Origin of the sequence: Chitinophaga sp. CCNWYY40 (genome assembly GCF_037483205.1) — a bacterium.
GTDB lineage: Bacteria > Bacteroidota > Bacteroidia > Chitinophagales > Chitinophagaceae > Chitinophaga > Chitinophaga ginsengisegetis.
In genome coordinates this window covers 1,259,785-1,281,355 of record NZ_JBBHLF010000001.1, presented here as the reverse complement: position 1 = coordinate 1,281,355, position 21,571 = coordinate 1,259,785, and the positions used below count along the sequence as shown (strand labels likewise).

At 45.9% G+C, this 21,571-nt stretch carries 14 protein-coding genes; 5 read left to right on the top strand and 9 right to left on the bottom strand.

Annotation, left to right across the window (positions count from 1 at the left end):
• Nucleotides 1-7 precede the first annotated feature (7 nt).
• Nucleotides 8-1,075, bottom strand: coding sequence for a sensor histidine kinase (locus V7S65_RS05185; protein WP_336385983.1), 1,068 nt, complete (start codon nucleotides 1,073-1,075; stop codon nucleotides 8-10).
• 225 nt (nucleotides 1,076-1,300) lie between these two features.
• On the opposite strand from V7S65_RS05185, the gene V7S65_RS05180 reads away from it, so the two are divergent.
• Complete coding sequence (locus V7S65_RS05180; RefSeq protein ID WP_336385984.1) at nucleotides 1,301-1,747, top strand: hypothetical protein; 447 nt, start codon at nucleotides 1,301-1,303, stop codon at nucleotides 1,745-1,747.
• A gap of 57 nt (nucleotides 1,748-1,804) precedes the next feature.
• Here the strand turns inward: V7S65_RS05180 and V7S65_RS05175 are convergent, their stop codons facing one another.
• From V7S65_RS05175 to V7S65_RS05140, 8 genes are all read right to left on the bottom strand, one after another.
• The gene (locus tag V7S65_RS05175; protein WP_336385985.1) at nucleotides 1,805-3,136 is read right to left on the bottom strand and encodes a MutS-related protein; all 1,332 of its coding nucleotides are present in this window, start codon (nucleotides 3,134-3,136) and stop codon (nucleotides 1,805-1,807) included.
• On the bottom strand, nucleotides 3,133-4,482 hold the full coding sequence (locus tag V7S65_RS05170; RefSeq protein WP_111578617.1) for a MutS-related protein: 1,350 nt from the start codon (nucleotides 4,480-4,482) through the stop codon (nucleotides 3,133-3,135). Before V7S65_RS05170 ends, V7S65_RS05175 begins: the two co-directional genes overlap by 4 nt.
• Nucleotides 4,483-4,508: 26 nt before the next feature.
• A complete protein-coding gene (locus tag V7S65_RS05165) occupies nucleotides 4,509-6,809 on the bottom strand; it encodes a Gldg family protein (protein WP_336385986.1) in 2,301 nt (766 codons plus the stop codon).
• 7 nt (nucleotides 6,810-6,816) lie between these two features.
• Complete coding sequence (locus V7S65_RS05160; protein ID WP_079467894.1) at nucleotides 6,817-7,749, bottom strand: ABC transporter ATP-binding protein; 933 nt, start codon at nucleotides 7,747-7,749, stop codon at nucleotides 6,817-6,819.
• 33 nt (nucleotides 7,750-7,782) lie between these two features.
• Nucleotides 7,783-9,165, bottom strand: a complete 1,383-nt coding sequence (locus V7S65_RS05155) for a RagB/SusD family nutrient uptake outer membrane protein (RefSeq protein WP_336385987.1) — start codon at nucleotides 9,163-9,165, stop codon at nucleotides 7,783-7,785.
• A gap of 18 nt (nucleotides 9,166-9,183) precedes the next feature.
• Nucleotides 9,184-12,720 (bottom strand): SusC/RagA family TonB-linked outer membrane protein, encoded by a 3,537-nt coding sequence (locus tag V7S65_RS05150; protein ID WP_336385988.1) that lies wholly within the window; start codon nucleotides 12,718-12,720, stop codon nucleotides 9,184-9,186.
• 211 nt (nucleotides 12,721-12,931) lie between these two features.
• A complete protein-coding gene (locus V7S65_RS05145; RefSeq protein ID WP_336385989.1) occupies nucleotides 12,932-14,149 on the bottom strand; it encodes a FecR domain-containing protein in 1,218 nt (405 codons plus the stop codon).
• A 66-nt stretch (nucleotides 14,150-14,215) separates the two neighbouring features.
• Complete coding sequence (locus V7S65_RS05140; protein WP_336385990.1) at nucleotides 14,216-14,821, bottom strand: RNA polymerase sigma factor; 606 nt, start codon at nucleotides 14,819-14,821, stop codon at nucleotides 14,216-14,218.
• A 720-nt stretch (nucleotides 14,822-15,541) separates the two neighbouring features.
• On the opposite strand from V7S65_RS05140, the gene V7S65_RS05135 reads away from it, so the two are divergent.
• The 4 genes from V7S65_RS05135 (at nucleotide 15,542) to V7S65_RS05120 (ending at nucleotide 21,564) form a co-directional block, all read left to right on the top strand.
• On the top strand, nucleotides 15,542-16,510 hold the full coding sequence (locus tag V7S65_RS05135; RefSeq protein ID WP_336385991.1) for a hypothetical protein: 969 nt from the start codon (nucleotides 15,542-15,544) through the stop codon (nucleotides 16,508-16,510).
• Between the two features lie 40 nt (nucleotides 16,511-16,550).
• Entirely contained in the window at nucleotides 16,551-17,111 is a 561-nt protein-coding gene (locus V7S65_RS05130) for an RNA polymerase sigma factor (RefSeq protein ID WP_079467900.1), read from the top strand.
• A gap of 88 nt (nucleotides 17,112-17,199) precedes the next feature.
• Nucleotides 17,200-18,246, top strand: a complete 1,047-nt coding sequence (locus V7S65_RS05125) for a FecR family protein (protein ID WP_336385992.1) — start codon at nucleotides 17,200-17,202, stop codon at nucleotides 18,244-18,246.
• A 126-nt stretch (nucleotides 18,247-18,372) separates the two neighbouring features.
• Nucleotides 18,373-21,564, top strand: a complete 3,192-nt coding sequence (locus V7S65_RS05120; protein WP_339545279.1) for a SusC/RagA family TonB-linked outer membrane protein — start codon at nucleotides 18,373-18,375, stop codon at nucleotides 21,562-21,564.
• Nucleotides 21,565-21,571: the final 7 nt, after the last annotated feature.

Below are 21,571 nucleotides of genomic sequence, written 5' to 3'. Positions count from 1 at the left end.
TGTTCTATTATAATTCAATTACCAGTTTGGCCTGAAAAGTATGCTTTCTATCTTCCAACTCAAACTGATACCTGCCCGGATAAAGCAGCTCCAGTCGTTTTCGTAAATTATCAAGTCCTATCCCACCTTTACTTTTACGGCCCCCTGAAAGCGGTTTGGAGTTCTCTATAATCACTGTTAATACTTTCTCCTTCAGCACAATATCTGCCCTCAACCAACTATTCTCCACCTGTTTGCTAACCCCGTGTTTGAATGCGTTTTCCACTAAAGGCAATAACAGCAACGGCGCAATTTCATGTCCATTCAGTTCGCCGTTAATAGTTAATACGATAGTGGCATCGGCATTAAATCTCAGCCGCTCCAGTTCCATGTAATTGTTGAGATACGTAACTTCTTTCTCTAACAATACCTTTGTATCGGTACTGTCGTACAACATATACTCCATCATCTCTGACAACTTCAATACCACATCCGGCGCCAGCGCTGATTGCTTAAGCGTTAGCGCATACAGGTTGTTTAATGCGTTAAATAAGAAATGCGGATTTACCTGGGCACGGAGAAAATTCACTTCTGCATGCAATTTCTCTACAGTGATCTTCTGAATGAGAAGCTGTTGCCCGTACCAGTCCATACTTAATTTAAGCGCCAGCATTAAACCGATATACCACAATGTGCTGAAAAAATTGTACGACAGCGATTCCATTAAATCACTGTTGCGCATCGGGCCTATTACGTAACCATACAGGTAATAATCAAACAGGCTTTGGGCGATCAGGTAAACTATCACAGAAACGATAAGCGACGTAAAATAGGCAACGTAGCGTTTCTTTAACAGGTATCGCGGTAAGAAGTGGTGCAGGTTAAGATAAGCGATTACCATGAGCAGCAATATTCTCACCGATACACAGGCTGCAAAATACGGCATGCTGGCTTTGTAGATGAGATACCTTTTCTCATAGATGAAGAACCCGGTAACCAGGATCCAATAAGCACTATGTGCCAGGGCATACTTTAATGAAACGCTGCGTTTCGAAAACGGCAGCGTTATCTGTTTATCCAGCAACTCCATTTTCATATATCATTCATCATAAAAGAAACTAAAAGCGTTAATCCTACAAAATAATATCGACAAACGGCGTAAATAGTAGAGGAAGATAATAATAAAACCGGGGACGTTCATCATAGCGCTCATTCATCTACTATTTTGTTTACTGGTCTACTATTTTTCTGCGCCCCTTCCTTTTCTCTTAATATTGTTATCAGAGATCCGTTAAACATCTTTCACCTAAAAATTTATATTATGAAACGTACAACATTTATCCGGCTATTTACGCTGATGGCGTTAGCCTTTACTGTATTCAGTTTCACCACAAAGGTAGGACTGGATAGTTATGAGATCTATCTCAACAACAAACTCATCCTGAAACAATCAGTGAACCAGCCGCTGAATTTAAGAGTACTACAACTAAGTCAGGCAAGTTCCGGCGATCAGCTGCGTATCAATTATAAGCATTGCGCTTCACCCGTAACGGGTACAGACAGGAGTATTGTATTGAAAGATGAGAAAGGAAATACACTGAAGAAATGGACGTTTGCCAATGCCACCGGGTCTGATGTAAGTATGACGATACCAGTGAAAGAACTGTTGCAACTGGAAAAGAGTAATGCAGATCATAATCTCAGTCTTCATTACGCCGCACGGGAGCTTCCAAAAGGAGAAACGCTGGCATTTCTTCATCTTAAATAAAAGGAATAAAAAAAGCCTTACAGTTTTTACTGCAAGGCTTTCTTCTTTTTAAAATCTTCAGTCCCGCTTACGGATCAATTCTATCAACCCTTCATTCTCAATAATGATCATTCCATGCCGATCTGCCGTGATGCCTTCTTTCAACTGATAAGTATACCTGGGCACATTGCCTTCCATCACTGTTGGCAGGTATAAAAAACGGAAGCTGCCGCCCCGCTCTTTTAACGCCTCTCCTACTTCAATAATGTGAGAGGAGATAATAAAAAAGCAATGCTTATTCTCTGAAAAAGCAGCCGTAATAGCCAGTGTGGCGTCAAAGGCATCCTTTACATTCGTGCCTTTAAATAACTCATCGAATATCACTACCAGGTCTTTTGACTCTCCTACCTGCTCCGCTACGCTTTTCACCCGCAATACTTCCGCATAAAAATGACTATAGCCATGCTCCAGGCTGTCGGGTACATTAATAGTAGAGAAAAGACCGTCTTTTACAGAAAATTCCATTTCTGTTGCCGGTACCGGAAACCCCATGTGCGACAGGTAAACGGCAATGCCAAACGACTTCATAAATGTAGACTTCCCCGCCATATTCGCACCGGTAAGAAAAGCAACATTAGACCCCGGATCAAATGAAATATTGTTAGATACTGCATGCTCTACTGACGGATGGAACAAACCACTGATGTTGAGTACATTTTTATGTTTTGGTAAAGCTTTCGCATAACAAAAATGCTTTGTCCGCGCAACAGTGGATACGGCTATATATACATCAAACTGATAAATAATATCTATCAGGATCTTCATCTCCCCGAGGCATCCTGTTCTCAGCTGGTAATCATATTTTATCAGTTTCAGCAGCGATAGCTGCTTCACATCAGTTTCTTCCCTGATCCATTGCAACCGCCTGTCATTAAAGATCTTCCGGACTTTTTCGAAGTGTTCCTGAACGGGGCTGTAGGCGCCCTGCTGCTCCAGTTTGTAAACGAAGTCCCTGAAAGCAGTTAACAAGGCGATAGTGTTACCCAACCCTGCCACAAGCAGGTCATAACCAGTATCGCGTATCACCGTTTTAAGCAACTTCCTGGACACTATATTCCACGCGGCCGCCGGCATATTGGTGGCCGCTCCGGTGGTAAGATAATTTTCTACAACATGGAATGCTTCACTACTGAACGGGAAGGCAACCGGGTTCCGGCCAAAGTACTGAAAGATACTACTGCGTTCATTGATGGCAACAGGATCTGTCAGTGGATGCCGGAACATATCATCCAGCAATTTCCTGCCACCATTGGTTATAACGCTATCGAATATACGATATATGGATTTGTTGTTGTACCTGCCGGGGATGTTCAGATCATCAAGCGTCTGTTTGTCTGCGAGAAAACTCATGCGTCCTTGTTTTTATCTTTTTTTTTGCTGATGATATCCAGGATACCTTCGTTATTGATAATAAGCATCCCATGCCTGTCGGTGGTGATACCGGCAGCTAACCTGTACGTATAAACGGGTTTGTTATTTTCCATTTTTGTAGGAAGAAAAATAAAATGGATATTCCTGCATCGTTCTTTCAGCACTTCTCCCGCCTCTGTTATATGTGTTGAAATCACAAAAATACAATTCTCTCTTTCTGCAAAAGCAGCGGTAACTGCCACGGTGCCTTCATAAGCATCTTTTACATTGGTGCCTCTGAAAAGTTCATCAAAGATGAGGAACAGGTTCTTTGCTTTGGATAGTTCTCTGGCGATCTTTTTTATCCGCAACACTTCTGTATAGAAATGACTACTGCCGGAGGAAAGATCATCCGGTAAATTAATGGTCGTATAAATACCATCCCTCACGGCAAACTCCATTTTCTCCGCGGCAACGGGAAAGCCCATATGCGCCAGGAACATAGCGATACCTAAGGATTTCATAAAGGTAGATTTGCCCGCCATATTGGCGCCGGTTAAAAAAACAACGTTGTTCTCCGGTGTAATATGTATCGTATTGGGTACCGCGTTTGCTACCTGCGGATGGTAAACGCCCTCCAGCCGTATATGATGGCTCCCCGCATCTAAGGCAACAGGGAATACCAGCTTCCTTTCCGTGGCCACCCTGGCTACGGTAATATACACATCTAAATGATAGATCAGGGATAACATTTTGCTCAGCTCTTTGCTGAGCCGGAACCTGAGCAGCTGGTCATATTCCACTACTTTGGCATAAGCCAGCTTACTACCTGCGGGTTCCTGCAATACCTGCTCCAATGCCGGGTCCTGCAGGAGCTTTTTCATTTCCGCCATATCCGTCCCGTAGGGGTTGTCGGCGGGCAACGTTGCCATATAAACGAAAAAGCCCTGCAGCATATGCAGCATCTCTATCACCGACCGGATCCCGTCGCTGACCGCTTTAAAGTTATTATCCGCCGCGATCAGGTTGTTGAATTTCCTCGCCAGCGTATTCCCTTCCGGCGATAAACGGGTCCGGTCGTCCTGTATAGCCAGGTAGCCTTCTATTACATCAAACAAACCGCTGCTGAAAGGGAAACCGGCATTAACAGACTGAAAAAACCTGATCTTCCCGCTCCGGTTATTGATGGCAGCCTTCTCCGCAAGCGGGTACCTGAACATATTTTCCAGCACCGCTGCGCCACCACGCGTACTGGTATGATTAAAAACAGTGTAGATAGAATCAGCGCCTGGTTTCCCCAGTATATTAAGATCAGTAAGGGTTTGCTTATCTGTATTAAAAATCATCTTATAAAAAGTTTAAACAATCCCTGCTATTTTCTTTTCCGTCTGATAAGCAATATGGCTCCAAATGCAAGCAGGATACCGGGCAGCACCCACAGGTAAATAATCCGCAGGAATTTCACCTGCCCCTTTGTTAACAGCACCGCTGTGTCTTCCGGTTTAGGGCGGGTGCTATCGATCGGGAATTCGCCGTAACTCAGCCAGCTGAATAAGGCGGTGTTAAAAACAAAATTTGCATTCCTTAAATTAAAACGCTGCAATTCCGCGTTGCCCATAAAGTCGGCATCACCCGTTACGATAATACGCTGCTCTTTATTATTGACCTTACGGGTCAGGGAAAGCGCTGTGGCAAAGGATTTACGTACATCTCCATTTTCCGGCGAAAAAACAACTTCCGCGGAATCTGTCACGAGGTTATCTTTTTTCAGCCAGCAGTTTTTCTCGCTCGTTATCAGCAATGGTTTGATGGTGAATACGCCAGTATCGGCATAAGCGAGGGCTGTTGCCCGTGGCATGGTAGCCATTGCGCTATCGTGGTGACTGTGGGCCAACGCAGGATAAAACGACGAGACGGTTTCGGTGAGATAAGGTGTGATCAGCTCCGGTTGCAGATCTTTACTGGTTTGCACCAATATACCATCCATCAACTGCACGCCCAGGTGTTGGAGAAATGGATTCAGGATCGCCTGTTTGCCAGGCTCTCCGGCCACCAGCAAATTCCCTCCCCTGTTTACATATTGCTTCAGTTTTTCAATACTGGCGGCAGTCATAGCCACCTTCGGATCTGCCAGTACCAGGGCTGAAATATCAGCAGGAATATCCTGTGAATCCAGGGATAGCGTATCTACATCAAATCCCTGGTTCAGGAGTGAATTACGAAAAGTAGTGAGGTTAGTGAGTACTTTGTACTCCCTGTCTCCCAGCTTATTTATACTCCGCTCCAGGTGCCCCGTCAGGAAAATTATTTTGGGCATCTTCGCCTGTAGCAACCGCTTGAATGCTGCTGATACTTCTGTTTCACTCGGCCACTGCATGTTGTCGTCAAACACCCGCAGGAAAGTAGTTCTGCCTTTGTACTTCAGCTGCATCACGTACCGGTTCAGCTCTGGTTTCAGGTCAATTATTTTGCGTATTTCAGCGGGCGTTTTGAACTGGTCCATCGTAAGATCCTTACTGTCTGCATACTGTTTGGCTATCTGTTCCAATGTTTTATCCTTGTAGTACCGCAACATACCAGGGCTTTCAAAGGCCGTATCATAATATAAAACCGTTTTAAGTTCAATGTTGTGTTTGAACCGGGTATATGGCTCCCAACGGGCCAGGTTCCGGTTGTAGGAGTCGGGGCGGCCCAGATCCCAGTAACGGCCCAGCAGGTTATTATACGCGGTAACTTCCAGGGGGGCATCTCCCAGTTCTTTTATAATTTTCTGTGCATTAGGCGTCAGCGTTCTTTCTTTTGCGCGGGTAGCGTCATAATAGCCCACCAGTGAAGGAATAGAACTGAAATAGCCAATAACCAGTGTGGATACTATCACAAAAGTGTATCGCCCTGCTTTTACAAGCGCCGGTTTGGATTCCATGCCAGCTTTCAGCTTATAGATACTAAGCCCGAGAAAAAGGTACACGATGGCCACAAAATAGATGACATCCTTTGACGTAATAAGTCCTACCAGCATGTTTCCTGTGCGGCCGGAAATAGACAGGAAATAGGTCAGCGTCCGCACAAATGCAATATCCTGCCAAAGCGTGCCAACATAGGATAGCAACCCTATCATTACAAAAGTGCATACCGCTGCTACCACCTGGTAAGTGGTGAGGCACGACATAAACAACCCGATGGCCGAGTAGGCGCAAAGCAACAGGTACAGTCCCAGCATAGCGCTGATCAGCATACCGGAATCGGGCGATTTGATCTGGAACATACCGGAAACAACAAAAACAGTAAAAATCATCACCAGCAACCCGCTATAGATCATCATGGCCAGGAATTTCCCGAACACAATTTCCCTTACGCGGATAGGCGATGTATACAACAGCTTAATTGTTCCGCTGCTGGTTTCACGGCTTACCAACCCCATCGTGAGCAGTGGAATATATAAATATAAATTCCGCAGCACGCCACCTAATACGCCCCGGTTGCTGAGGAAAACATATTCTGTTACGCTGCCGAAAAACTTTCCGCCTGCATCCTGCTCTCTTGCTATTCCCTCTAAAGCATCCAGGTAGGTTACTCCGCATTGGATGAGGAATACAATCATTAAAAACCATGCAATAGGTGAGTAAAACAGGGTGCGTAACTCTGTTTTGGCTATTCTTAATATCGTCTTCATTAATAGGTTATTGTTTTGATGATGGATGGGATAACTGCTTAAATATTTCGTCAAGCGCACTTTTATCAAGGCTGATCTCCCGCAGTCTCCAGCCATTATGTACCGATGCTGCAACGATCCTTTCTGTAATATCCTGTTCCCCGTTGAAGTAAATGCGCAGCTGCCGTTCGGTAAGAAACTCTACCTGCGTAACGCCGTTAATTTTTAACAGCTCTGCTTCCACCGGTGGGTTCTCCAGGTGTACGAGCACACTATGTGGCTCTACGTAGTTGTTAAAGGTGTCCATTGTATCGGAGAAAACGATTTTCCCGTTTTCGATCATCCTGATTTCTTTACATAGTATCTGTACTTCCGACAGGATGTGAGAAGAAAAAATCACGGCTCTGTCGCGCGCAATCTCTTTGATCAGCGACCGTACCTCTATGATCTGGTTGGGGTCCAGCCCGTTGGTGGGCTCGTCCAGCACTACCAGTTTGGGCCGGTGCACAATGGCCTGTGCAATGCCTACGCGCTGCCGGTAACCTCCTGAGAGGTTCCGGATCAGTCGTTTGCTGAAATGATCCACCCCGCAGCGCTCTTTGGCTTCCTTTACGGCGGATTTCATTTTATCCTTTGGCAGATGCCGCAGGCCGGCGCAATACCTGAGGTATTCGTCTACCGTAAGATCCATGTAAAGCGGCGGCTGTTGCGGGAGAAATCCGATATCTCTTTTAGCCTGCTGCGGATCTTCTTTCATATTAACACCGTTGATGTACACATCGCCTTCGGTCTGGTTCAATGCGCCGCATACAATATTCATGGTAGTAGATTTTCCTGCGCCGTTTGAGCCCAGTAACCCTACAATACCTGTTGGGCCAATCTCCATATTGATATCGCGGATGGCCCAGGAAGTACTGTACCGGTGGGATAACTTTTCAATTCTCAGAATACTTGATTCCATTTATTTTATAATTTTTTTTTGCAGATGTACAGTCTATGGATTCTGTTCCATTTCCGGATTCTGGGCGATGAGTATATTCGCCAGCGGAAACACATAACCAGTACTATTGGGTTCCAATGTATAGGTGGCTCCATCAAACGACCTGGTAACAGTTTTAGCGAATTGCGGATCTTTGTTCAGCCGGCGCTGATCAAACCAACGCAGCCCGCTGCCAAAAAATTCGCGGCGGCGTTCATCCACTACCAGTTGCAATGCTTCTGCAGCAGTGGCAGCAGTGAGGCCGGCATAATCCGCGGGCAGGAAACGCAGCTTGCGGAGGATGTTCAGCATATTCACGGCGTCGTCTTTTTTACCTGCACGGGCGAGGCATTCCGCTTTAATCAGCCAGGTTTCGTTGACAGAGAGGCCCGCTGCCGGCTTATCCGGCGAGCCTGAATATTTTTCACGCGACCAGAAACCCAGCCCGGTAAATGAAGGGTAAAACGAAGCACCTTGTTTTACAAAAAGTTGATAGCGCAAATCTTTTGTTCCGAGTAAATCGAGCATCGCCTGACTTAACTGCGGGGCGCTAAACGTTTGACGGGGAACTTTGCGCAACAGGATCTGCTTATCTTCAAGCTGCGAAGGAAAAATGTAACTGCTTCCGGCCACCGCTACGTTATAGTCGTACAGCGTGCTGGATAAAGCCAGCGTACTATCGGCAAAAGCAGCAGCATTGGCAAAGTCGCGCATGTTAAGATATACTTTGGATAACAGCGCATAAGCCGCCGCCTTGTTGGGTCTGAAATTAATATCCTGTTGAAGTGGCAGGATCGGAATCGCAGCCGTGATATCTTTCAGCACCTGCGCATACACCTGTTTCACCGATGCTCTTTTTAAATCCACGAAAAGGGCTGCCTTTAGTAAAACGGGCACTCCCGGATCTGTTTCAGCGGTGGCTGCATCATATTGTTTGCCATACAGGTTAACCAGGTTAAAATAATTAAAGGCCCGGTGTAACAGCGCTTCGCCGAGGAGCGTTTGTTTTAATAACATATCTCCCCCTTTACTGTCCATTACTCCATCAATCACAATGTTATAGGTATACATGGTAGCATACAGCGTATTCCAGTCATAGTCCTGCGCAAGATCCGTATAAACCGGTTTACGCCAGGTATAAATAGCCTTTTGTGTATTATTGGCTTTAATATTATTCTGGATCTCCGGTGCGATGAAATCCACATCGTCACAACTCACCAGCGGAGCCGACCCGAACGCCGCTTCCTGCTGATCCCGGTTATTCAGTAAAAAACGGTAATCTTCTGTATATACCAGCACACGCTGCCCCTGTATGGGCACATCTTCCACATATTTACGGCAGGAAATCATGCCGGCACTCAACAATAAAAACGCAATAATTATTTTATAGTGACGCATACTTTTCGGTTTAATGAATTAGAAACTCAGTGCAACTCTGAAAGAATAATTGGTTAATGGAGGAAGCTGGTAGTTATTCCCTGTTTTGTACAGGTAATCGGGATCCAGCTTTTCCTTATTGGCCGCCCAGATCATACCCAGGTTGCGGGCCACTGCAGAAACGGTCATGCTCTTCATTGCTACCTTTCCGAGCAAAGCGGCAGGGATGTTATAAGACAACATCACCTGTTGCAATTTGATATTGCTGCGGCTTCTTACCAGCAGGTCCGATTCTATATACCGGTTAACGCTCGCATAAAAATTGGTATTGGCGCCAAATATCAGCCCGGGAACATTGGTAGAAGCCTCATCGCCCGGCTTTCTCCAACGATTCGCCAGATCACCGGTTCTTCCTACAAAAACATTATTACTATAGCCTACGTCCTGGATAGACGGCTTCAGGAAAACACCGCCGAAAGCGCACTGGAATTGCACGTTCAGGTCGAAGCCTTTGTATTGTACCGAGTGACTGAAACTTCCAAACCACGGAGAGGTGGTACGTCCGGAATAAACACGGACGTTTTCATATGGCGACTCCATTACAGAATACTTCTTGGAACGGTCATTGCCGTTATAGATCTGCGACTGGCCGGTATTATCCAGTCCTGCCCAGGCATAGGTAAACAGGTAATCCGTGGGGTAACCCGAGTACAACATCTCCGGTGCAAAATAAGTAGTAGGTTTTTCGAAGCGTGGATCTTTAATGATGTTCGTATTATAAGACATATTGATAGTAGCCGTCCACCTCCAGTTTTTATTCAACACAGGCACTACATTGATGCCCAGGTCTACCCCATGTCCTTCCAGGTTAGCCGTATTAAATAAAGTAGACGTAAAACCATAAGTACCGTTAATAGGCATCTGCCAGATGATATCTGTAGTATGTTTTTTATAATATTCTGCAGAACCAAATACCCGGTTTTTAAAGAAGGAAAAATCAAGACCCCAGTTAATCATCCTGGTTTTTTCCCATCCCAGGTTTTCCATTGCAGGATTGGCAATCACACCGTAGGGATAGTTGGTGTAATAATCTGCTCCCAGCAAACTGATAGTGGTAACCGGCGCATAGCCCTGCGGTGCATTTCCGCTGAAGCCATAGGTGAAGCGTGCTGCCAGCTGATCCATCCATCTTATATTACTGAACCATTCTTCCTTGCCAATATTCCACTTCAGGCCACCTGACCACAATGGGATGGCCCTTTTACGCCGTTCAACCCCCAGCAGATTATAATCGTCAAAGCGCGCACTTCCTGAAACAGTATATTTATTATCAAAGGTGTAAGATCCGTTCGCATAGTACGACAGCGACCGGGTGGTTTTTTCTGTGACTGGCCTGGAAGTGGCGCCGATAGACTGCGTTATGCCATAGATATCTTTAAATCCAACAAAAGGATTCACACTACGGAAAGTATTGATGGACTTATCATAACCATAACGCATTTCCCCGCTGCCTTTATTATAGGATTCCCTGATCTCGTTACCTATCACTAAATTCAGCTGGTGCCTGTCGTTCCAGTTCTTATTTACATTGATCTGTCCGCGCAGGTTATAACTTTTCCCCAGGCCACTGCCAAGATCCAGTCTTCCGCCCGGAGGCACGCCATACACGCGGGCGCCGGTAGGACTCAGACTGGTTCCCTTATTCACCAGTATTCTGGCGTCGTAGCTATCTGGTTCCCAATACTGCTCATATTCCGTAAACATTCTGCCCACATTACCCGAAACGCCCACTCCCAGCCAGGAAGTGATGTTGCCATTTACGGCCACATTCAATGCCAGACTATTGGCGGTATTATGGGTATTGGAATACTGCAGTTCTTCGATAGGAGAATAACCAAACGGAAGATATCCTTTACCTTCAAGATACCTGGCGGTTGATGGAATAGTAAGCAGATCGTAACGGATGTTATTACCCGCTGCATCTTTGAGCATATCATAAGGCCGCATACCACCGGATACCGTGCTCATTGCCGTTACGGCAGCATTATTTATTTTATCCCTGGTATTTCCAAAAGTCAGGTCAGTGCTTACGGTAACACGCCCGTTCAATAAACTGGAGGTATTGCCTGCTCTCAGGGAATATCCCTTGTTCATATTACTTTTATAAACACGGTCTTCCTTATAAAAATAACCGGACAAAAAGTAAGAGCTGTTTACTCCCCCGCCGGAAATGGAAAGATTATATTGTTGCGTGGTGGGCGACTGGATCATGTATTTCTCCATCTGCGAACGGTTATCCGTAGCGCCCAATGCCGCCAGCTGTGCGTTCATTTCAGCTTCTGTTATTTCACCACGTTTTTGCTTGAAAAAGATCGCCTGTACCTGGCTGTTATTTTCCGGGTAATAGCTTCCCGGCGTACTGCGCGGAACCGGATCATTGTATCGTCCTTTCTCCAGCAGTTCTTTTTCCAGGTCGACATACTGTGATACCGACATCATTTCTCCATAACCAAGACTGGGTCTGCTACTGGTACCCATCGTGGTGGAGAAACTGAAAACCGGTTTGCTGTTACGCATACCTTTCTTTGTAACCACTACAACTACGCCATTGGCTGCCTGGATACCCCAGATAGAGGCCGCTGCCGCATCTTTCAGAAAAGTGATCTGGTCGATATCATCCGGGTTAAGCAGATCCAGTGCACCATTGGCGATGGACACCTGCGAGGGGAATCCGTCTATTACGAGCAGTGGATCTAAACTTACTTTGGTGTATTGACTCACAATAGTGGACAAACCGCGGATTCTCACCGACCCGTTACGGCTTTTGCCCGCGGTGGTTTTGGTAGAAATATCCACGCCGGGCACCATGCCCTGCAAACGCTCCAGGATACTCACTACCGGTACCTGCGCCAGCTGTTTCCCGGTAACCACGCCGAATGACCCGGTAGCCCTTTCTTTCGGGAGCGCCTGATAGCCTGTATTCACTACTACCTGTACTTCCCCGAGTTTCCTGATTTCCGCAAAGAGCCGGAATGTGACCGTGCTTCGCCCCTCCAGCTTTAATTCTTTTCGCTGATAAGCAATATTAGTGGCTACCAACGTGGCATTCCGGGGTACGTTTACAAAAGAAAAATCCCCCTGGATGTCTGTAACCGCCATCAGTTTTGTATTCCGCACGGCTACCGTTACATCCGGTACAGGAAGTCCTGCCGAATCCAGGATCTTACCTTTCAGCAAAGGGATCACGGTAGAATCTGAAAACGTGATATGCTCCTGCTGGATTGGTTTTTCAGCAAGAAAAATAGTTTTACTGTCGATAGAAAAAGTTAATGGCTGGTTTTTAAATACGTTTTCCAGGAACTCCTGTAAAGGAATTTCCCTGGCGTTAATGGTGATAGGGGTAGCGCGTTCCATTAACCGGTCGTTGCTGAATACCACGAAGCCGGTTTGTTTATAAACGGCTGCAAAGATCTTTTTCAAAGGAATATCCTTCCCGGAAATAGTGACCGCCTGTGATGAACTTTTTGCGGAAACATGCAGTAAGGACGCGAAGAGGAAGAAGGTAGTAATTCTCATAATCCGCAATATTTGTATGGGGACCGGCAATAGGAATCCCTTTCGATCTACATGAGCGATTTTTTGCATAAATTTGTTGTGGTTTGGTTGATAAAAAATTCGTTACACCGAAATTTTAGTTTAGCCGGCTACCTGCCGGAAGCGCTCCTACTGCTTCCGGCTTTTTGTTTTTCCGGCTAATCCTGTTTGACAATCTTTTTTATGATGATGATTATTGTGTGACTACCAGTCGTTTGCCCTCTTCAATATTTAAATGTACTCCTGTGCTGTTCAGGCCTTTGATGAGGCCCGCCAGGCTTATATTCCTGCTGATTTTTCCATAAAATTTAATATCGGGTACAGTGCCCCTGTATACGATTTCTACATCGTACCACCGTGCAATCTGTTTCATGGCATACTTCAGGTCCATTCCGTCGAAATCGAAAAGACCGTTTTTCCAGGCCATGATTTTATCGATGTCTGCATTATCGATAACCCTGGGTGTTTCCGACAATTGCAGTTGTTGTCCGGGACGGAGTACTATGCCCTTGCGGGAGAGATCTGATGCGTGTTCTTTCAGCGATATCACTTTCACCGCGCCTTCCAGCAGGGTGGTATGCTGACTTTCTTCATTTGCGTAGGCATTTACGTTGAAATGGGTGCCCAGTACTTCAATACGGGCGTTGTTCAACACGGTTACCTGGAATGGTGTGCGGGCATCCGGCGCCACTTCAAAATATACTTCTCCGGTGATCTCCACATTCCGGTGCTTACCGTCAAATACCGTAGGATAGCGGATAGAGCTGGCGGCATTCAACCACACCTGCGTACCATCCGGTAAGGCTACCCGGAACTGGCGACCATTTGGGGTCGTAATTATATTATAGGCAATTTCATTGTTTTTGTTTCCGCTCCGGCCGTATACCAGCGCGCCATTATCGAGTACGATGGGAGTGCCATTCTGCGTGGCTACCACCCCATTAGCGAGGCTGTCCAGTGCAATGCTGGAACCGTCTGCTAATTTCAGTATAGCGCCATTTTTACCGGGTGAGATATCCGTTACCGGTGCATTATTTGCAAAACCGGCGGGAGCCTGCCGTTGGGACTGGAACCAGTATAAGGCGCCGGCCATAAATATAATAGCCGCAGCTGCTGCTGCCCATTTCCATCGTTGCAGGAAAGGAATCCGTTGCTCCGGTGCTGGTTGTGTATGCGGCGAATGCCTGGCCAGAAAATGTTCCAGTGCTTCGTTTTCATTATACTGTGCAATCAGCTTTAGCGCCACCTGTTGAACGCCTGCGTCATTAATATCATCCCATAACTGCCGGCGCTGCTCATTATCAGCGATCCACGCCTGTAACTCCGACGCCTCTTCCGGGGTCAGGTTTCCCTTTAGATGCTTGCTGAGAAGGCCCGCTATAAAAAGGGCATTTGATTTTGGTTCATCCATGTTGGCACTGCGCTTTCCATTAATACGACGTGATAACCTGGTAGTACCAAAGCAATCTGAAAAAAATTATGAATGGGCAGATATCAGCAGGAGAAGAACAAAAGCTTCCGGCGGGAGCCTGCGTTTTAACAACATCACGCCTCTCGATTTCTGGTTTTTTACGGTTTGTACAGACAGTCCCAGCTCACGGGCAATTTCATCGTTTTTCAGGCCATCGATATAACCCATGCGTATAATTTTACCGCATTGTTCCGGTAGCTGGTTGATTTCATGATGGAGTTCATTGAATACTTCCAGGCGAATCATTTCAAGATCTGCCGCGGTTTCCCACTCCGCCTGGGTTCCAAGAAATACGGCCTGCCGCTCTTTACTGTGGATAGAACCCTTGATGGTATCAAAGCAGGCATTGCGGGTAGATTTATACAAAAAATCCTTGAGGTGCCTGATATCTTCAAATACCTGGCGCCTGTTCCATAATTTTAAAAACACTTCATTTACCAGATCTTCCGGATCAGCAGCTTCCCGGATAATCTTTTGTGCGAAAGCACACAAAACGGCATAGTACTCTCTGAAAACAACAGAAAACGCCGCTTCATCAGCAACAGCAAGCCGTTGCAGCAGTTCAGCATCTCCGTATGGTTGGCTACGTTCAAACGATTTAATCAGCTCCATCCCCGCTTATATGATATACTTTAAAAAGTGAATAATCATGAAGCCGGCAATCAATCCGTACCTGCTTTTAATTAGGATTATTCATCATGAAAGGAACAACCGGATCATAACCGGCATTGTTGGTTGACGCTTAAAAATGGATTCCCTTTATTATGTTATAATGGTTGCCGCTATAAACTATCCATCTGCTTTATACTGCCACTGTTCCGGGATAAGCCGTAAAATACTATTTTACCAGCCAATTTCACAAATTATTGTCATTTCGACAAAAATAAATGGTACCGGTTATTCAGGCAATAGCATCCGGGAAGTTCTGCATAAAGGAATATTACATTTTGTATTATTGGCAAAACTAATTAATTTTAAAGAACAGCTGATTCGTGCGTAACGATAGTAAATAACAATTCCTAAGAACCCTGCATCCTTCACCGGCTGCATTATACAGTATGCTTACCACACTGTAAAAATATCAACACCATATAATATTTACCGTTACCCGAAGGTCAGTTGTTTGCATTCATTTACTCAATCAATAACCACGGACGCCTAACCGGTTTCCACAGATTATCTTACAGGCGGTATTACCGCACAAGTGAATAGTTCCTGCTATGCAGGTAAACTACCATGCATATTTTTGCCGCTTGCAAACCGCCCGCACCCTGTGGTCGCAGTATATTTTTATGTCCTCAAATAACCATTTAAAACCGAAATACACAAACTATGGAAAGCCTGCAAACAATCCAAAGTGACGAGATGGTGGAGATTCAATCCCAAGCTATCACGTTAAACCGTACCGGAAATTCAATCAAAATATTATCAAAGGAAGAGATCTTTAAACTGATAGATGTTCATGAACCTTATTATGCCCTGAAGGATGTAATTGTTTATGCCGGCAATTTTGCGACTGCCAGTATAGAAGTAGAACAACCTTTGGGAGATGAGATCTTCCCCATTGGTGCGGCAGAGGCATGCAGGCATCTTGCTATCCTGGGATCGGTATGCTGTGCATTGAGCAACCCCGTAAAACAAAAGCACTACTATCTTGCCCATCGCGGAACATACAAAAGGGCCATTGAGAAAACACATTACACGGGAAAGAAATTAGTGGCAACAGCAACCTGTACTTTTTTCAGTAAAAGAATGGCAAATATAAAAGCCTGTTTGCTTGATGAAAACAATCAACTTATTTGTGGAATAGAAAACAGTTTCCATGTAGTTCCTCATGCAATATTCGAACGGCTGTATTACAATTTTCATAAAGAAATACCGGATTTCGGATTAAAGAATCCGTATCGTCAAAAGAAGCAGCTTTTTGATGTACAGTTTTCCGCCCTCTCAGCGTCTGCTTCGTTAGGCAAAATACAGGATGATTATTGCGCAGGACACTTTCCTCACTTCCCCGCGATGCCGGTAGCCATCCTGATGAATACACTGCTGGACCTTGCTGCTGCCTATATTCATCACATCACCGGTGATAAGTCATTAAAAATGTATGTCAGGGAAATGACTTTACTGGCAGATAACCTGGGGTTTTCGGGAGAAATAGTAGTGTTGCATGTTAAACAGGAAGCTTATACCAATAACCGGTTTAAGCTGCGTTGTACCGCCACATCCACTGACAATAAAAGTGTGGGCGATGTTAATGTTATTATAGAAACTGCTGCTTTCACGGATTTAACGTTGGAGTAACATTGTCCTGCTACTTTCGATAAAATAAATAATCACCGCTTTGACTTCCTTTTTGAATCCAGTAGACGTGATGGCATTTGATAGCATCTATCATCAGTATCACCATGCAGTTTTTAAGAACATCTGCCGGTTGGTTGACCGGCATGATATTGCGGAAGACATCCTGCAGGAAGTATTTCTCAGCTTCTGGGACAGTCGCCACCAGCTGGACCTTACACAGGGAGCCGGCAACTGGCTGTTTGCAGTTAGCTATAATAAATCGTTACAGTATTTAAAGAAGCTGGCTCTTGAAAAATCAAAACTGTCTGTATATCCTGCTATCCGGGATACAATGGAAGAGGATAGTCCGGGCCTCCGGGAAAGCCGGCTGACGCTGATCGACGAGGCGATCGAAAATCTTTCTCCCCGTAAAAAGAAAGTGTTCCAGCTATGCCGTCTGGAAGGTAAAACTGCCAATGAGGCCGCCCGTATTCTCGGCATTTCACATCATACCGTAAAAGAATATCTCCAGTCCTCTTCTGAGTCCATCCGCTCTTACATTGCCTCCAACCAGCCTACCGTACCGGTTTTGGGGGCTATCTTCCTTACTATTTACCTGTAACAGGAACGCCTGTTTTTTTGTTAACAATTCCGTAACCTATACCTATCCCCTCTTTTTCCCCTCTTCTTACTTTTTATACCTGAAAGATATGAAACAGATTATTGCGCTGATACAGAAAATAAAAGACGGAAAGGCTACCGCGTCCGACGTGGTGCTCCTGGAAACAATGCTGGAGCAGGAAGAAGACGCAGTGCTGCGGCAGTCGCTGCGGGAAGCCTTTGACCGCGCAGTGATCACCGGCGAGCAAACACTGACACCTGAAAAAACTGCTTCTATATTAATGCAGCTCCATAACAGGATGGAAGCGCAGGAGGCACAAATACAGCGTTTGCCAACACGGAGCTGGCACAGCAGGTTACTGCCATATGCCGCAGCTGTTGCCGGATTGATATTGCTGGCGGGCCTCGTTGCCATGTATTACAGCAACCTGCAGAAAAAAGGACCGGGCAATATTGCTGTGGTGCAGCAGCATGTGAAGTTCATCCGCAATACTACCCTCAAAACAGTGACCATTACTTTGCCGGAGGGTTCCCTGGTAACAATGGAACCGGGCGCCGCTTTGTTGTATGCAGATAGCGCTGTACGCAATATCACGCTGCAGGGTAAGGCAGTTTTTAATGTGAAAGCAAACCGGAATAATCCGTTTACAGTATCTGCCGGCAATACTGTTACGATGGCATTGGGAACCTTGTTTACGGTAGATGCGCAGCATCCGCAGATGGTAACTGTAAAACTGGAAACGGGTAAAGTACTGGTACGTACAAAAGATGGCACTATTAAAGAAGATATTTATTTGCAACCTGGCGAGGAATTTCATTTCGACAGCGCCCTGCATCAGTATTCAGTAGCGAAAGCGGCGGCCGGTGCAGCACGTTCTGCCAAAGGAAATGCTGACACAAAACATGCGGTACTGATGGCATTCAATAATGCGCCACTGGACAGTGTACTCGGTAAACTTGAAACTGCTTTTGGCATCAACATCCGTTATGAGCAAAGCGATGTTGACGGCGCCTATTTCACCGGCCAGATATTAAAAACAGATTCATTACAGAATATCCTGGAAGTTATTTGTCAGCTAAACAACCTGGAACTTACACCAGGAGAGGGAAATATGTCAATCAGGAAGATCAGATAACATCATTCATCTACAGTTATATCATGCATTAACACCTGCAGCATGTGCACGTGCCAGGCTATCTATTTTTAAACTTTAACTAACACCTGTCAAAAAATGATCAGACTTTTAAAAAGGTACCTCTGTGTGCTTTTAGTGTTCAGCTGTGTACTGCATGCCCATGCGCAGGACACAGACATCGCCGTAACTATTAAAGGTAGTGTTATGAGTGAAGGTGGCGAACCACTGCCTGGCGTGTCTGTAATGGTTAAACAGCGTAATGGCAGCGATAAGATAAACACCACCACAGATGAAAAAGGGGTTTTCAGGTTACAGGGAATGAAAACCGGCGCCCTGTATGATTTTACGTTTAGTTTTATTGGTTATGAAAACAACCTGTTAAACGGGTTCCAGGTAAAAGACGGGAACAGCAACCTGTTGCTGATCCGTATGAAAGAGGCCAGCAAAGGACTGAATGAACTGGTGGTAGTGGGTTATGGTACACGTACAAAAAAAGAGCTGACAGGCTCCGTGTCTTCGCTCCGTTCGTCTGACCTGAAACAGCAGGCAGTTACCTCTTTTGACCAGGCGCTGGCCGGTAAAATGGCCGGTATCCAGGTGATGCAAACCAATGGCGCACCCGGCGGGAATGTTTCTATCCGCGTGCGTGGCGTAGGTTCTATCAGTGCCGGCAATAATCCGTTGTTTGTTATAGATGGCCTGCCTATTACCAACGATACCCGCAGCGCTTCTCCCGGTGTAAATAATTATCAGCAGCCTTTTAACCCGCTGGCATCTATCAATGTGAATGATATTGCGTCCATCGATGTGCTGAAAGATGCCGCATCTGCCGCCATTTACGGTTCCAGGGGATCCAACGGCGTGGTGCTGATCCGTACCAAAAAAGGAGAAGCCGGTAAAATGACTGTCAACTACGACGGCAGTTATGGCCTGCAGGAAGTAAACAAGCATGTAGATGTACTGGACGCATATGATTATGCAAAGCTCGTGTATGAAGGCCATAACAACGCTTACCTGGATGCTGTGCCTACCGGCAAACCAACGGATCCAAACAGTGTAAGACCACAAAATCCTTCTACCCGGATTCCGCCACAGATACTTCCTTACCTGGAAGGTAAACCCGGGCTCACCAATACCGACTGGCAAAAAGAAATTTTCCGGCAGGCACCCATGCAAAGTCATACGGTTAGCGTATCCGGTGGCAACGAAGATCTTTCCTACTATTTCTCCGCCAACTACTTTAACCAGGATGGTATCGTGATCAACAACAACTACAAGCGCTATTCCAGCCGCTTCCGTGTTGATGGCGGCTCCGGTAAATTCCACTTTGGTGTGAACATGACGCCTTCCTATACCGATAACCGTTTGGTGAATGCGGAAGGCCCCTGGTTTGCGCCTAATTCCGGCGTAATTGCACTGGCACTGGGCTATGCTCCTATTTTCCCGGTGCGCAACCCCGATGGTACCTTTGCGGACTCGGTGAATGTATGGGGATACGGACAAACCAATCAGCTGAATCCCGTAGCAGTAGCTTCCCTGGTGAAAGACCGGATCAAGAACTTCCGTTTAACGGCGAATGCCTATATGGAATATGAATTCATTAAAAATCTGAAATACCGCATTGTTGCAGGCACAGACCTGAACAGTTTCCGCAGGGATTATTACCGGCCGTCCAACTTACCGCTTCCTTCCGGTACGCTGCCGTCTGTAGCCACAGGTTTCTCCAACACGGATATGTACACCAACTGGCTTACCGAGCATACGCTTACCTACAATAAAACTTTTGGTAAACATAAATTAGATGTACTGACCGGGTTTACGGTGCAGAAAGAAAACCAGGAACACAATACCCTTACTGCCAACAACTTTCCCACGGACATCGTTACTACCCTGAACGCGGGACAGGTAAATGCAGGCGGTTCCAGCCTGGAACAATGGAGCCTTAACTCCTGGCTGGGCAGGGCGCAATACAGCTACGCCAACAAATATTACCTGACTGCCTCTATCAGGCGCGACGGATCTTCCCGTTTCGGTATCAACCGCAAGTGGGCATCCTTCCCCGCGGTATCAGGCGCATGGCAGGTTTCCAACGAACCATTTTTTCGCAGCGTAAAACAAATCAGTTCTTTAAAGATCAGGAGCAGCTATGGTCTTACCGGTAACTTCCAGATCCCGAACTATGGATCGCTGGCACAGATGAGTAATGCCAACAGTAACTACATCCTGGGGAACCAGACGCTGGTAAACGGCGTGTCTGTTACCAGTCCGGCTAACCCCAACCTCACCTGGGAAAGTATGGCCAGCTTTGACCTCGGGTTGGAAATAGGTTTGTTTAACGAGATGTTGAACTTTACGGTTGACTACTATAATGCGAAAACCACCAAGCTGCTACTCAACCTGCCTGTTCCCGGCGCATCCGGGTTTAGTACCTATCTGCAGAATATCGGAGCAGTAAACAATAAAGGGCTGGAAATATCACTGTCTTATAACAAAAAAATCGGGAAAGACTGGCAACTGGAAGGAAATGCCAACATTGCCTTTAACACCAATAAGGTAACCAGGTTAGGTTCTTCAGGCGCTCCTATCATTGCCACAGGCGGCACCGGCAATACTTACTTCATTACTAAAATTGGTGAAACCATCGGCTCTTACTATCTCTACGTGGCAGATGGTATCTACAGGGATCAGCGCGACCTCGATACTTCCGCTAAAACCAGCAATCCTACACACGTAGGCGATCTGAAATTTAAGGATATCAACGGCGATGGTAAGATTGATGCCAACGACAGGGCTATTGTGGGCAGCTTCCAGCCGAAATACATTTTTGGATTCAGCAATACGGTGCGTTATAAGAATGTAGATCTGAGTATTTCTATCCAGGGCAGCCAGGGTAACAAGATCCTTAATCTCTTCAGACGTTACATCGCCAATGTAGAGGGTAATTTCAATAACCTCAGCGAGGTAAAGGATCATTATGTTTCTCCGGAAGATCCGGGGAATGGTAAAGTAAACCGCGCCAACAGGCTGGCTACAGGCGGTAACGGTATCACTTCATCCTGGCATGTGGAAGACGGATCGTATGTACGGATCAGGAACATTGCGCTTGGCTATAACTTCCCCACCGCTATGCTGGGCAGGGCAGGCATTTCATCTGCAAGGATCTATGGCGCCGTTCAAAATCCGTTCACCTTCTCCAAATATTCTTTATTTAATCCAGAGATCAGCAACCGTACGGAAAACGCGCTTACAGCCGGAGAGGACTATGGTTCCTACCCGCTGGCACGTACTTACATGATTGGTCTTAACGTCACTTTTTAATGCAGCA

Excerpts from the sequence above, each read along its gene's own strand:
- V7S65_RS05185 (WP_336385983.1), bottom strand. The coding sequence starts at position 1,075 with ATGAAAATGGAGTTGCTGGATAAACAGATAACGCTGCCGTTTTCGAAA.
- V7S65_RS05180 (WP_336385984.1), top strand. The coding sequence starts at position 1,301 with ATGAAACGTACAACATTTATCCGGCTATTTACGCTGATGGCGTTAGCC.
- V7S65_RS05175 (WP_336385985.1), bottom strand. The coding sequence starts at position 3,136 with ATGAGTTTTCTCGCAGACAAACAGACGCTTGATGATCTGAACATCCCC.
- V7S65_RS05170 (WP_111578617.1), bottom strand. The coding sequence starts at position 4,482 with ATGATTTTTAATACAGATAAGCAAACCCTTACTGATCTTAATATACTG.
- V7S65_RS05165 (WP_336385986.1), bottom strand. The coding sequence starts at position 6,809 with ATGAAGACGATATTAAGAATAGCCAAAACAGAGTTACGCACCCTGTTT.
- V7S65_RS05160 (WP_079467894.1), bottom strand. The coding sequence starts at position 7,749 with ATGGAATCAAGTATTCTGAGAATTGAAAAGTTATCCCACCGGTACAGT.
- V7S65_RS05155 (WP_336385987.1), bottom strand. The coding sequence starts at position 9,165 with ATGCGTCACTATAAAATAATTATTGCGTTTTTATTGTTGAGTGCCGGC.
- V7S65_RS05150 (WP_336385988.1), bottom strand. The coding sequence starts at position 12,720 with ATGAGAATTACTACCTTCTTCCTCTTCGCGTCCTTACTGCATGTTTCC.
- V7S65_RS05145 (WP_336385989.1), bottom strand. The coding sequence starts at position 14,149 with ATGGATGAACCAAAATCAAATGCCCTTTTTATAGCGGGCCTTCTCAGC.
- V7S65_RS05140 (WP_336385990.1), bottom strand. The coding sequence starts at position 14,821 with ATGGAGCTGATTAAATCGTTTGAACGTAGCCAACCATACGGAGATGCT.
- V7S65_RS05135 (WP_336385991.1), top strand. The coding sequence starts at position 15,542 with ATGGAAAGCCTGCAAACAATCCAAAGTGACGAGATGGTGGAGATTCAA.
- V7S65_RS05125 (WP_336385992.1), top strand. The coding sequence starts at position 17,200 with ATGAAACAGATTATTGCGCTGATACAGAAAATAAAAGACGGAAAGGCT.